Raw genomic sequence first — 14,041 nt, 5'->3', positions numbered from 1 at the left:
GTTCTGCTCCTAAAAAAGCGGTTTTCGGGGAACCGGCATTCTAGCAGGATTCTCTGCCGGAATTGAATGTTGCTTAATCGGCGAGCATCACTTTTTGCCACATGGATTGTATGTAAGCCCGCTCATCGTGAAAGGCCTCTCCCTCCACCTGGCTGTTCAGGTTCTGCAGGGCCCTCCGGTGTATGGTGGATCTCAGGGTTATGAACACCTCTCTGAGCTTTTCGGTATCTTCCACCGCCATCACGCCGGCACGGCCCAGCTCTTCCATCTGCCGGATGTTGTCACTCCACTGGGTCAGCTCAGGGTGCTCCGCACTCCAGGCCAGCATCAGGTATTGCACCAGGAACTCGATATCAACAATGCCGCCGTTGTCGTGCTTGATGTGGAACACCTCTGCCCGCCGGGCCTCGGGCGTACCAAGATTGGCGCGCATTTTTTCCCGCATATCCACCACTTCCTTGCGCAGCGCCAGCTTGTCTCGTGGCTGACAAAGAATATTATGGCGAATGGCTTCAAAGGCTTTCAGGGTATCCGGGCAGCCGGCCACCCCACGGGCCCGGGCCAGAGCCTGGTGCTCCCAGGTCCAGGCATCATTCCGCTGGTATTTTTCAAAGGCCTGCAAGGTGCTGACCAGCAACCCGGAATTGCCCGAAGGGCGCAGACGCATATCCACTTCGTACAACTGGCCGGACGGGGTCTGAGTGCTGAGGATGTGGACGATGCGCTGGCCGAGGCGGGTATAGAACACGGCATTGTCGATGGGCTTGTCGCCGTCGGTGGCCAGTTCCGGGTCTGCCTGGTGCACAAACACCAGATCCAGATCTGAGGTGTAACCCAATTCGATGCCACCGAGCTTGCCATAACCAATGATGGCGAAGTCGGTATCACAGGCGGAGCCATCAGCCCGGCGCGGATAGCCGTGCCGGCTCACCAGGTTTGCGAACGCCACATCCACCACGTGGTCCAGCACCACCTCGGCGATCCAGGTGAGGTAATCACTCACCTTCATCAACGGCAGGGTGCCTTTGATCTCAGAGGCAGCTACCCGCAGCACATGGGCCTTTTTGAAATACCGCAGCGATTCCATCTGCTCTTCCAGGTCTTCATAGGGAATCCGCAGCATTTGCTGGCGCAGGTCGTCCTGTAACTCTTCCTTGGCGGGGGGCGTGTACAGGCTTTCGGCGTTCAGCAATTCGTCCAGCAACAACGGGGTTTCCGCCAGCAAGCTGGCGATCCAGGGGCTGTCGCTGCACAGGCGTACCAGCTGGGTCAGGGCGCCGGGGTTCTCCAACAACAGCACCATGTACGCGGTGCGGCGCAGAATGGCCTCAACAAGCTGAAGCACTCGCTCAAGCGTTTCTGAGGGATTCTCTACGCCAGTCAGGGCACTTAGCAGCAGCGGCATGAATTCATTCAGGCGCCGGCGGCCCTGGGTTTGCAGCGTTTGCACGGTGCGGCTGTCCCGTAAGTCCGTCAGTTTCTGGACGCTGTCTTCAGGGCGCTCGAACCCCTGCTCAGAGAGCCACTCCACGGCAGCAGGCGTTTCCATTTCCGCCAGCCAAAGCTCGAACCAGCCATCCTCAATGCCGGCTTCGCCCTCCTGCTCCTCTTCCTCCGAGGCAATGATATTGGAAAAATGTGTGGCCACACGCTCACGATGCTCTGTCAGGGCCTTCTGGCAGGCGGACCAATCCTCGTAACCCATGATCAGTGATATCCGAGCCAGAGAAAGTGCATCGTCGGGCAGCTCCTGAGTCTGCTTGTCTTCCATGCCTTGAAGGGCATGTTCCAGGTTTCTCAGGAACACATAGGCATCCCGAAGCTCCCGAACCACGGTGGAGGGCAGTAGCTCCAGCTCCTCTAGCTCTTTAAGGATCACCAGCAGTTCCCGCTGCTGCAGCTCCCGGTCCCGGCCGCCCCGAATCAGCTGAAACGCCTGCACCACAAACTCGATTTCACGGATGCCGCCGCTGCCCAGCTTGATGTTGTTTTCCAGCCCCTTGCGGCGCACTTCTCGGCTGATCATCGCCTTCATATTGCGCAGCGACTCAAAGGCACTGAAATCAATATACTTCCGGTAAACGAAGGGCCGAAGGCTACTCATCAGCACCTCCCCTGCCCGCTGGTCGCCCGCCACTACCCGGGCTTTCACCATCGCGTAGCGTTCCCAGTCACGGCCCTGGTCCTGATAGTAGGTTTCCAGCGCTGCGAAACTCAGGGCCAGGGCGCCGCTCTGGCCGTAGGGGCGCAGGCGCATATCCACACGGAACACAAAGCCGTCGGCGGTGATCTGGTCCAGCGCCTGGATCAGTTTTTGCCCCAGACGAATAAAGAACTGCTGGTTATCCAGGGCTCGCCGACCACCGCGCGTTTCGCCCTTGCCCGGGAAGGCGAAGATAAGATCAATATCAGAAGAGACGTTCAGTTCACGGCCGCCGAGTTTGCCCATGCCCAGCACCACCATTTTCTGGGGAGCTTCCTCGCCGGTTACCGGGTCTTTGCCCCAGGGCGTTCCGGACTCTTCACAAGCCTGTTCGTACAGCCAATCCAGCGCGCCATCAATACAGGTATCGGCGAACGCACTGGTGGCGGCGATGGTTTCCTGAAGGTCGGCCCATTTAAGGAGGTCCCGCCAGATAATCCGGAACTGGATCTCCCGCCGGAATTGCCTGAGTGCGGCGTGCAACGCCGGTTCAGAATCCACCGAGCCCAGGAAAGACGCCCAGCGCTCCGCCAGCCAGGATTCGGTGGTGGGTTCTTGCAGTGGCCGTGCCTGTACCGCCGAGCGAATCTGCTCAGAATGTCGCTCTATGGTTTGCCGCAAGAACAGGCTTCGGGCAAAGGCTTCGGCAATATCGGCTTCCGTCAGGTCTGCGTCATCGGTCAACCAGCCTGGAATCCCGTCCGGGAATATCGAAGCCCAACAACCTGACACATCGTTGGCCAGTTCCGCTGGCAATGAACCCCAAGGCTCAGACATAACGCAAACCCCTGTCTCTCTGATATATTTCCGGTACTGTATAACGAACTCGCCAAGGACTGAACAGGCACGCCAACTCTATGATGCGCAATCGCCGCCCACTGAATCCCGAACATACGCAGTCTCACCTGCCCATGGGCGGCCTGATCCGCAATCGTATGCGGCGGCTCTTTGTCATACTGGGCTGCTTGCTCATCACCCAGATACTGATTATCTGGGCGGCAGAGCCTCTGACGCTGTTCGAGGCAGCGTGGATGACCATGACCACGCTGGTTACCGTGGGCTACGGCGATTTCGCACCAGAAACCACCGTTGGCCGCCTGAGCACCATCCTGCTGATGTTTATCAGTGCCATCACGCTGCTGACGTTGATCGTCAGCGACTATATTGAATACCGGTTCTACCGCCGTGAACGAATCCTGACCGGACGCTGGATTTACAACATGAAAGATCACATCGTAATCATTAACACCCCTCGCAGTGGCGGCGAGCAGTACTTCATGCGCTTCGCCTCCCAGATCCGATCCGTGCCCGAGTACCACACGGTACCCATCATGCTGCTGACCCGTCAGTTCCCGGGTGGTTTACCTGCAGAACTGTCCGATTGCGGAATGGTCCATTTTCACGGCGCGGGTAACGATCCAGAAGCCCTGAAAGCGGTGCATGCCGGCAGCGCCAAACACATCATTGTGCTCGCCGCAGACGAATCTGATCCTTTCTCAGACAGCCTGACCTTCGATATTGCCCACAGACTGGTAGAATCCAACCTGGGGGGTCGAACCACCGTGGAATGCGTGAGTGATCACAATCGCGACCGTTTCAAAACACTTGGGGTGCGCACCACGATCCGTCCGGTTCGCACCTACCCGGAGATCATGGTTCGCGCCGTGGTGGCGCCGGGTTCCGAGAAGGTGCTGGAAGACATGTTCAATTACGAACGCGACCATCCTCACCGCTATGATCTGGAGTTGGACGACCTGGTCTGGGCAGACATTGTCAGCGCCCTTGTGCGCCACGGCATTGGCACTGCCCTAGCGTATATCGATCACGACAATGAAGTGATTTGCCACCCTCCCACCAATGAAGAGGTCGAGGGCAAGGGACTGATTGTGCTGGTCCGATCAACAGACACTCCATCTGTATCTGTGGTTGAGGAGGCCCTGGACCGGTACCGGGAATTCCTCAAGCAGTGGCAAGACCTGCACAATGATGACAAGCAGACAGCCGACACAATTAACCCAAAAGAGTAAGGTAACCAATGTCATACCTGGACTCCGAATTCTACCAGCCCATTTTTGAGGCCATCGCCACCGACGACCAGGCACAGATTCAGGCAGCAGCCGCCACCTTCAATGCCGCTGACCTTGCGGAGTTTGTTGAAGAAAACCCGGATAACGAGGAAGGCATCCGCCTTCTTCGGGCCCTGACAACAGAGCAAAGCGCCAAGGTATTCGGTTATATCGGCCCCAACACCCAAACGTTGATCGCCGAGCTGTTGCCCACCCAAGACCTGGCTGAGCTGGTAACCGCCATGCCCTCGGACGAACGGGCCGACTTCTTCAACCTGCTGGATGAGAACCGCCAGCACACCCTGTTCCAGTCCCTCGCCAGCAAAGAACGGGAAGACCTTCGGCGCCTGGCAAGCTTTGAGGAAGGCACCGCCGGCGCCCTGATGAGCTCGGAATACGCGGTGATCAGCACCGGCATGTCGGCCAGCGCGGCGATTAACCTGCTCCGAAACACCGCGCCGGATAAAGAAACCATCTACCAGGCGTACGTGATCGATGACCAGCACAAACTGGTGGGTGCAGTTTCCCTTCGGAACCTGATTACCGCAATGCCTGGCACGCCGGTGGATAACCTGATTGCTACTGGCCTGGTGACCGCCAGCACCGACACTCCCCAGGAAGAAGTGGCCCGACTGATATCACGCTACGACTTGCTGGCATTGCCAATTCTGGATCAGGACGAACGGCTGGTGGGCATCGTCACCTACGATGACGCCATGGACGTAGCGGAAGAAGAAGCCACCGAAGACATCCACAAAGGCGCCACGGTGGGCAAACTGGAAACCGGCCTGAGGGATGCAACACCGTTCTCGCTCTACCGCTCGCGGGTGCAATGGCTGGTGATTCTGGTGTTTGCCAATATCTTCACCGGCGCCGGTATCGCCTATTTTGAAGACATTATATCCGAGCACCTCGCCTTACTGTTTTTCATGCCACTGCTGGTCGCCAGCGCCGGTAACGCCGGCGCTCAGTCTGCCACGCTGATGGTTCGGGGTATTGCCACTGGAGATGTAACAGTCGCAGACTGGGGCAAACTGCTGGGCAAGGAAACCCTCGTTGCCAGCGCCTTGGGGGTTACCATGGCCGCCGCCGTAATGCTGGTGGGCATTATGCGCGCCGGGCCTGAAATCGCCGTGGTTGTCGCAATAACTATGATCGCCGTGGTGATGGTGGGCAGCCTCATTGGTATGCTGCTGCCTTTCCTGCTGGACAAGCTGAAGTTCGACCCTGCAACGGCCAGTACCCCGCTGATTACCACCATTGCCGATGTTAGTGGTGTGCTGATTTACTTCAGCGTGGCCACGGCCCTGCTCGGACTCAGTTAGTGGCAGACGCTGCCAATGCCAACTGAAGCGCTCCAAGACGGGGCGCTTTATCTATCAGCTCTGGCAAAGCGTATTGGCCTATTATTGGCTGAATTTCATCCCACAGCGCTTGTACTCCCGCTTGTATAGCCGCGTTTTTTACCCTCAGCAGAGCAGGCTCTGGGCAGTTTAGCGGTTTTTGCAGAAGCCAACTGAGACTGAGTTGTTGGAGAAACTCCGTGACAGACAACTCGCCAGGAGCCTGGTCCAGTTCCGGTCGATAGATTTCGGCCAGGTAGTATCCCTGCTCGGCTTTGCTCACCAGATTCAGAAACACTGGCACTTCATCTGCCAACATCCGGGCCCAGGACATCAGTGCTGCTGGGTTTCCGGATTTCAGCTCGAACTCCACTTCGTGGAGCGCTCGGGATTGCCCGCCGCCCACAATCTCGCCGGAGTCTACCGCCACTTCAACAACCGCATCCGCGGTTTCCAGCATGACCACCTGACGGTTGAAGTTGGTTTCGAAAGCCACTTGGAGTTTCTGTAGATCCAGCAGTTGTTTCAAGGGCGTACTTTCGAGCAGCGACAGATCCAGCTCAGGCCCCGGCAGCGGCCACTCCCACTCCTGCCGGCGATGGGCGCCATCAACAAATTCGCCCTGGGTTTTCAGAGTCTGAATGTAGCGATTTCCGGATTGCCTTACACGAAGTGCCGCCCTGGCCCTGTTGAGCGCTGCGTCCGGCGTATCGTAGTAGCGATTCACCAGGAGTTTTTGACCACCAGGCTTGGCCTCAGGCTGCGCAAGCAACCACTCCAGGGCTTGCGCCTGCGCCCGTTCCGATAGGGTCAGTTTGATTTCAAGTTCGACGGCCATGACAGACTCCAAAAAACGGGTCCCTAAAAATACAAAAACCGGTGACCTGAGTCACCGGTTTTTGAGACTACTTGATTAGCTGGTTAGCTGATCAGAAGTAGTAGGTAGCACCAACGGCAGCGACGGAACGCTCGCTCTTGTCAGCAACACCGTATACGCCGTTATCGCCGCCACCGAGGTAGCCTTCGAAGTAAACGTACATGTTGTCAGACAGGTTGTGCAGCGCCTGCAGGGTAACGGTGTCGATGTCGACGTCGCCCATGGAGGAGTTGGAGTCGTACTGGCTCAGCTCATAAGACAGCGCGAACTGGTTTTTGCCCAGAGTGTAGACACCCATAACACCGAAGGTATCTGCAACGTCTTTGCGGGTGTGGAATTCACCGGTCAGACGCAGGTTGTCCAGGTTGTAGCTGGCACGCAGACCGTAGGTGTTTTCGTTATTCTCGCCGCCACGACCACCGTCGTTGGAGTCAACAGCAACAGCCAGTTCCAGGGCATCTACCTGGTACATGGCAGCCAGCTGCCACGGGTAGGATTTCTTGGAAACAGCAGGATCGGCATCACCGTTCACCTGAACAGCCGCGCCAATAGTCAGGCCGCCGAAGTTCGGAGACAGGTACTGAACCATGTCGCCTTCACCGGTGTCGTACTCAACGCCCTGGCTCAGAACAGCAACTTCGTAAAATTCTGAAATTTCGGTAGTGGCGATTTCGTAGATAGTGTCGTCTTTACCTACCCACAGCTGACCAAAGTTCTCACCACGTACACCGATGTAAGCTTCGTCAATCTCGTAGATACCAGATCCACGGGAGTTGTTGTCATCAGCGTTGAAGTGGAATTCAGCCTTGAAGAAGCCCTCAATACCAGGAGCGATCTGGTGGTTGTGCAGAACGCCAATGGTAGAACCATTGTCGAAATGCTCAACTTCGGAACCGCCACCGTCGACGTTATCATGGGTAACGGCCAGCTGGATGTTACCGTAGATAGTCGGCAGGTTGCTTTCCTGGGCCAGAGCAGCGCCAGAGAAGGTTGCAGCTGCGATAGCAGAAGCAAGGATAGTTTTTTTCATGTTGCGTCTTCCTTTTTGAGTTAACTCAGGTTTTCGACGGGTTCTAAATCCCGATTTTTGCTGGCAAAAACAGCCTGGGCTGCGCTTGCCGGACTCCTGATCGCCTCCCATTTATATCCTGCGGGACACGACATTTTTTCTTTTTATATGACTCAAGCCATCAAGCTGAGCCTTACATCTCAACCACTTAACAGCTTTTCTTAAAGCTCTTAGTGATGACCCTGTTTTAATACAATGAATGTATTTTTGCAAATTTTTAACAACCGGTTTTTAGCCTTTTTGGTGCCTGCAAGGCAACCCTTTATGCCCAAAAGTTTGCCAGCTTTCCGATATGCAGATCACTCAAATTCGAGGCCAGAACAGGTTTTTCCAATCTAAAACATACAGTTAAACCATGCCAAGCCGTTTCCCAACATCTTCGTCAAATCATATGCCCGACATTGCGGCACCAGAAACGCGCACACAGAGGGTACGCGCAACATTTCGGGGCATTAACGTTTCTGCGCAACCTCCAGCAAAAAGGTGACTGGCCCGTCATTGATAAGCGCGACTTTCATATCCGCTCCAAACTCCCCTTCTTCCACGCGCTCGCACCCCATTTGGTTACGGGCACTGATCAGGAACTCGCGATACAACGAAACAGCCAGCTCCGGTGCAGCAGCCAGTGAAAAGCCCGCCCGGGTGCCTGAACTGGTGTCGGCCGCAAGCGTAAACTGGGGAACAACAAGGATGGAGCCGCCCGCATCCTGAACGTTAATGTTCATACGGCCTTGCTCGTCCGGAAAAACCCGGTAGGAAAGAATTTTTCGGCACAGCTCCTTTGCCTCACTCGGTGAGTCGTCCCTTTCAACGCCCAGCAGTAACAAAAGCCCCTTGCCAATGCTGGCAATTTTCCGGCCGTCAACCGTTACGCTGGCTTCCGATACTCGCTGGATAAGTCCTTTCATTCAATCCCTTGAGCAACAACTTCGAGGGTTAAAAATCAGAAACGTCGAGAGTGTATCGGCGCGCAACACCGGCCGCAACCCCTCAGATCAAGAAAAGATAATCCAGTCACCCGGCGGGCGAGTCAGATTGTGACACCACATCCTCAACGGCCCGAATCAGTGCATCGACAATGGCAGGTTCAGACGCGGAATGCCCCGCATCGCGGATAATACGTAGGCCTGCTTCTGGCCAGGCCAGACTGAGCGCCAGGGCGTTATCCAGCGGACACACCATATCGTAGCGGCCATGGACGATCACACCGGGTATTCCGGAAAGCCGCGCAGCATTTCGCACGATCTGGTCTGGCACTAAAAACGCCTGGTTCACAAAGTAATGGCATTCAATCCTTGCCAAAGCAATCGCAACATGTGGGTGAGCGAAGCGTTCAACAACCCGAGGGTTGGGATGCAAGGTAGCGCAACGCCCTTCCCAGACTGACCAGGCCTTAGCTGCCTGAATCTGCTCAAGCTCGTTGGGGCTGGTCAGCCTGCGGTAATAGGCCGACACCAGATCATCACGCTCCACGTCGGGGATGGGTGACACGAAATCCTGCCAGTAGTCCGGGAACACGCGGCTGGCGCCTTCCTGATAGAACCATTGGATATCTTTGGGCCGGCACAGAAAAATGCCACGGAGTACCAACCCAGAGACCCGCTCCGGGTAAGCCTGAGCATACACCAGGCTGAGGGTGGAGCCCCAGCTGCCGCCAAACAGCAGCCAGCGATCAATACCCAGAAACTGGCGAACGGTTTCCATGTCCTCCACCAGCTTGTCTGTGCTATTGCCTTCCAGTTCCGCAAGCGGGGTGGATCGCCCTGCCCCGCGCTGGTCCATCAGAATGATCCGGAAGCGTTCAGCATCAAAATATCGCCGGTGATTATCCTCACAGCCACCACCTGGCCCCCCATGCACCACTAACACAGGAATACCCTCCGGGTTGCCGGACTCTTCCAGGTAAAGCTCATGGGGCTCTTCCACCGCGAGGTGGTGACGAGCGTAGGGCTGGATTTCAGGATACAGGCTCAGCATGACGAACTCCGTTTAGGGATAACGGTAGTCTAGCTGAGATTTAAGGGGAGAAAGCAATGGCCGTCCCTGGCCATTCAATTCTAATCTTACTTCTTACCGGCGCGCTTACGCTCGTTCTCGGTCAGCAGTTTCTTGCGCAGACGGATCGACTTGGGCGTTACCTCTACCAGTTCGTCGTCATCAATGAACTCCAGCGCCTGCTCCAGGGTGAACTTGATGGGCGGTACCAGGCCGATCACTTCGTCTTTACCAGAGGCACGCATGTTGTCCAGCTTCTTGCCCTTGGTGGGGTTAACCACCAGGTCGTTGTCGCGGCTGTGGATACCACACAGCTGGCCTTCATAGATCTCCTGGCCCGGGTCGAGGAACAGCTTGCCACGGCTCTGCAGGGTTTCCAGCGAGTAGGTCAGCGCTGTGCCCGTGGCCATGGAGACAATCACACCATTCTGGCGGCTGGTTACGTCACCCAGTTTGATCGGGCCGTAGTGGCTGAAGGTAGACGTCAGAATACCGGTGCCCGATGTCATGGTCAGGAAGGTATTCCGGAAACCAATCAGGCCACGGGCGGGAATGGTGTATTCCAGGCGGATACGACCCTTGCCATCCGGGATCATGTTGGTCATGTCGCCCTTGCGCAGTCCCATCTGTTCCATAATGGAACCCTGGTGCTGCTCTTCAATGTCAATGATCACGTTCTCGTAAGGCTCTTGCTTGACGCCATCGATCTCCTTGATCACAACCTCCGGGCGGCCCACGGCCAACTCGAAGTTCTCACGGCGCATGTTCTCGATCAATACGGACAGGTGCAGCTCACCCCGGCCGGAGACCTTGAACTTGTCGGCAGAGTCCCCTTCTTCTACCCGTAGCGCCACGTTGTGCAGCAGTTCTTTTTCCAGACGTTCCTTGATGTTACGGCTGGTCACGTACTTGCCTTCTTTGCCAGCAAACGGTGAATCGTTGACCTGGAAGGTCATGGATACCGTGGGTTCGTCAACGGTCAGCGCCGGCAGTGCCTCAACATTGGCGGGATCGCATAAGGTATCAGAGATGTACAGCTGATCCAGACCACTCACGCACACAATGTCGCCAGCCTGCGCTTCTTCAACTTCCACACGCTGCAGACCGGAGTGGCCCATGATTTTCAGGATACGACCATTACGCTTCTTGCCATCGGCACCGACAGCCACCACCGGAGTGTTGGTTCTGACCTTGCCACGCATAATGCGGCCGATACCGATCACGCCCAGGAAGCTGTTGTAGTCCAACTGGGAAATCTGCATCTGGAACGGGCCGTCCAGATCTACGGAAGGCGCGGGCACATGGTCGACAATCGCCTGGAATACGGCATCCATGTTGTCGTCCAGGTTTTCATGCTCCATGCCGGCAATGCCGTTCAGGGCACTGGCGTAAACAATCGGGAAGTCCAACTGCTCGTCGGTGGCACCAAGGTTATCGAACAGGTCAAATACCTGATCCACCACCCAGTCCGGGCGCGCGCCGGGGCGGTCAATCTTGTTAACCACCACGATCGGGCGCAGGCCAGCGGCAAACGCCTTCTGGGTTACAAAACGGGTCTGCGGCATCGGGCCATCAATGGAATCCACCACCAACAGCACACTGTCTACCATGCTCATGACTCGCTCAACTTCGCCACCAAAATCCGCGTGCCCCGGGGTGTCCACGATGTTGATGTCGTAGTCTTTCCATTTCAGCGCGGTATTCTTCGCCAGAATGGTGATGCCACGCTCTTTTTCCTGGTCGTTGGAGTCCATAACGCGCTCGTTTTCGAGCTCTTTACGGTCCAAAGTTCCAGACTGGCGCAACAATTGGTCAACCAGGGTGGTTTTACCGTGGTCAACGTGGGCAATAATGGCAACGTTTCTAAGCTTATCAATCACAACGGGTATCCTGCAGAATTTAGCGGCGAGCAGTATATAGAAAAGTCCATGTCGATAATATGAAGAATAGTGCCTAATATGTAACCAATCGACTAATGCACCGTTATCAGGCAGGATAAGAATCAATGCACCAATAAAGTGCACACATTCAATGCAACCAATGCCTGTAAGCTGCACTCCGGTGCGCCAGAATCGCCCCAAAGCCTTGCCGCTGCGCTGTTCTGGCGCAAAACCGAAAAACTGGCAAGCCCCTTGCTTAACCTTGTGCAGCCGTAATTGAAAGGTAAGAGCCAATAGCTTCTGTTAAGCTGCCCTGACCTGAAAAAGATCGGGCTTCAGCCCGCTGAACGATCCGGCATAACGAACACGACATCACTACGGAGCATGCACAATGTCCAAGACGATTGATTTGATCAAAGAACACGAAGTGAAATGGATTGACCTGCGCTTCACCGACAGCCGCGGAAAAGAGCAGCACGTCACCCTGCCCGCCACCGAAGCCGATGAAGATTTCTTTGCTGACGGCAAAATGTTTGACGGCTCCTCTATTGCTGGCTGGAAAGGTATCAACGAATCCGACATGATCCTGATGCCGGACGACGAGACCGCCGTACTGGATCCGTTCACCGAAGAAACCACCGTCAACATCACCTGCAACATTGTAGAGCCGTCTACCATGCAGGGTTATGAGCGCGATCCCCGCTCTGTTGCCCGTCGTGCCGAAGAATACCTGAAGTCCACCGGCATCGCCGATGGCGCGCTGTTTGGCCCGGAGCCCGAGTTCTTCGTGTTCGATTCCGTTAAATGGAACGTGGACATGCAAGGCGCGTCTTACCACATTCACTCTGAAGAAGCTGCCTGGGTTTCCGGCGAAGACTTCGATCGCAACAACATCGGCCACCGCCCAGGCGTGAAAGGCGGCTATTTCCCGGTTCCGCCGGTCGACAGCCTGCACGACCTGCGTGGCGCCATGTGTGCCGCCATGGAATCCATGGGTCTGGAAATTGAAGTACACCACCACGAAGTGGGTACCGCTGGCCAGTGTGAAATCGGCGTTGGCGCCAATACCCTGACCCGCAAGGCTGACGAAGTTCAGATCCTGAAGTACTGCGTACACAACGTGGCCCACGCCTACGGCAAAACCGCCACCTTCATGCCCAAGCCGGTGGTTGGTGACAACGGTTCCGGTATGCACGTACACATGTCCCTGAGCAAAGACGGCAAGAACCTGTTCGCTGGCGACAGCTACGCAGGCCTGAGTGAAGCCGCCCTGTACTACATTGGTGGTGTGATCAAGCATGCCAAGGCCATCAACGCCTTCACCAACCCGGCCACCAACAGCTACAAGCGTCTGGTTCCGGGCTTCGAAGCTCCGGTTATGCTGGCCTACTCTGCGCGTAACCGTTCCGCGTCCATCCGTATTCCGTACGTAAACAGCCCGAAAGCACGTCGTATCGAAGTGCGCTTCCCGGACCCGGCAGCCAACCCGTACCTGGCCTTCGCTGCGCTGATGATGGCCGGCCTGGACGGCATCCAGAACAAGATCCACCCTGGCGATGCCATGGACAAGGATCTGTATGACCTGCCGAAGGAAGAGGCTCTGAACATTCCGAAGGTTGCCGAAACACTATCTGAAGCGCTGGACTGCCTGGAAGCAGACCACGAGTTCCTGACCCGTGGCGGCGTGTTCACCGAAGACATGATCGCAGGCTACATTGACCTGAAACGCGGTGAAGTTGAGAAGCTGAACATGACCACTCACCCGGTTGAGTTCCAGCTTTACTACTCCTGCTAATGCAATGCACCAATAAGGTGCAGGGCATTTAAGCCTGAAAGCCCCGCCCCGTGCGGGGCTTTTTTGTGCCGTTTTTCTCAAATCCCGCCAAACACCCCGCGCCCTTAACGATATGTAACCAAGGGATCGCCCTCCGGCGTTGAAATGCCTGCACCCGCCGCCGATAATCGAGACAGTTCACTACCGCAGGTTATTGTCATGAAAGCACCGCTCACGCTCGCAACCGGCTTGTTACTGCTGGCCACCGCATCCGCCCACGCAGAGGTTTACCGCCATGTGGATGCCCAGGGCAATGTAACCTTCTCGGACGAGCCCATGCAGGGCGGGGAAGAAATCGAGGTTAAACCGGTAACCACCATCACACTGCCAAAGCCTGACGCGGTGAGAGAAACCGAACAGTTGCTTGAGGAAGTGGAGCGCGAAGGTGCAGCCTATGAGAGCCTTTCCCTGATCTCCCCTGAGAACGACCAGGCCTTCCACAGTGGCAACGGCGACGTCACCTTTGAAGTGCGTAGCACACCGAGCCTGCGGCGCGGTCATCGCTATGAGGTTACCCTGGACGGCCAGCCAGTTGGCCAAAGCACCTCAGGCTCCATCACCGTCCGCAATATTGACCGGGGCACCCATCAGGCGGGCGTGCACATCGTGGATCGCGATGGCATACAGGTGAAAAGCGGCCAGCCAATCACCTTTACCATTCACCGACCTTCGCGCCTGAACTGATATTTACGCACTACTTTAGTGCAACCGCACCACGATAAAGCCATACTTTGGGCAGCGAAGGGGCAAAACCCCGGCTGCCTGTAGCGACAA

Annotated in this window: 10 protein-coding genes; 4 read left to right on the top strand and 6 right to left on the bottom strand. The window is 56.2% G+C overall.

From position 1 onward, the window contains the following. Positions 1–73: 73 nt before the first annotated feature. A complete protein-coding gene (gene glnE, locus ACNSOI_RS03425) occupies positions 74–2,980 on the bottom strand; it encodes a bifunctional [glutamate--ammonia ligase]-adenylyl-L-tyrosine phosphorylase/[glutamate--ammonia-ligase] adenylyltransferase (RefSeq protein WP_286253763.1) in 2,907 nt (968 codons plus the stop codon). Between the two features lie 80 nt (positions 2,981–3,060). Between glnE and ACNSOI_RS03420 the strand changes: the two genes are divergently transcribed. Together ACNSOI_RS03420 and mgtE are read left to right on the top strand one after the other, a co-directional pair. Next, on the top strand, positions 3,061–4,230 hold the full coding sequence (locus tag ACNSOI_RS03420) for a potassium channel protein (RefSeq protein ID WP_286253762.1): 1,170 nt from the start codon (positions 3,061–3,063) through the stop codon (positions 4,228–4,230). Between the two features lie 8 nt (positions 4,231–4,238). Beyond that, positions 4,239–5,594 (top strand): magnesium transporter, encoded by a 1,356-nt coding sequence (gene mgtE / locus ACNSOI_RS03415; RefSeq protein ID WP_286253761.1) that lies wholly within the window; start codon positions 4,239–4,241, stop codon positions 5,592–5,594. Here mgtE and ACNSOI_RS03410 read toward each other — a convergent pair. From ACNSOI_RS03410 to typA, 5 genes are all read right to left on the bottom strand, one after another. Further along, the gene (locus ACNSOI_RS03410) at positions 5,587–6,450 is read right to left on the bottom strand and encodes a CYTH domain-containing protein (protein ID WP_420195132.1); all 864 of its coding nucleotides are present in this window, start codon (positions 6,448–6,450) and stop codon (positions 5,587–5,589) included. The two genes, mgtE and ACNSOI_RS03410, sit on opposite strands and share 8 nt — an antisense overlap. Before the next feature lie 91 nt (positions 6,451–6,541). Then, entirely contained in the window at positions 6,542–7,519 is a 978-nt protein-coding gene (locus ACNSOI_RS03405) for a porin (RefSeq protein ID WP_286253759.1), read from the bottom strand. Positions 7,520–8,010: 491 nt separating this feature from the next. After that, positions 8,011–8,466 carry a D-aminoacyl-tRNA deacylase gene (dtd, locus tag ACNSOI_RS03400; RefSeq protein WP_106693306.1) on the bottom strand — a complete coding sequence of 152 codons (456 nt, stop codon included), beginning with the start codon at positions 8,464–8,466 and terminating at the stop codon, positions 8,011–8,013. 106 nt (positions 8,467–8,572) lie between these two features. Next, complete coding sequence (pip, locus tag ACNSOI_RS03395; RefSeq protein ID WP_106693307.1) at positions 8,573–9,535, bottom strand: prolyl aminopeptidase; 963 nt, start codon at positions 9,533–9,535, stop codon at positions 8,573–8,575. A gap of 86 nt (positions 9,536–9,621) precedes the next feature. Beyond that, complete coding sequence (gene typA / locus ACNSOI_RS03390) at positions 9,622–11,433, bottom strand: translational GTPase TypA (protein ID WP_072678372.1); 1,812 nt, start codon at positions 11,431–11,433, stop codon at positions 9,622–9,624. Between the two features lie 391 nt (positions 11,434–11,824). On the opposite strand from typA, the gene glnA reads away from it, so the two are divergent. After that, positions 11,825–13,228, top strand: coding sequence for a glutamate--ammonia ligase (glnA, locus tag ACNSOI_RS03385; protein ID WP_058090032.1), 1,404 nt, complete (start codon positions 11,825–11,827; stop codon positions 13,226–13,228). Between the two features lie 198 nt (positions 13,229–13,426). Further along, entirely contained in the window at positions 13,427–13,951 is a 525-nt protein-coding gene (locus tag ACNSOI_RS03380) for a DUF4124 domain-containing protein (protein WP_286253756.1), read from the top strand. Positions 13,952–14,041: the final 90 nt, after the last annotated feature.

Source organism: Marinobacter sp. GH_1, from assembly GCF_048595985.1.
Classification (GTDB): domain Bacteria; phylum Pseudomonadota; class Gammaproteobacteria; order Pseudomonadales; family Oleiphilaceae; genus Marinobacter; species Marinobacter shengliensis.
The sequence above is the reverse complement of the archived record's forward strand: the minus strand, read 5'-3'. Positions and strand labels throughout refer to the sequence as shown.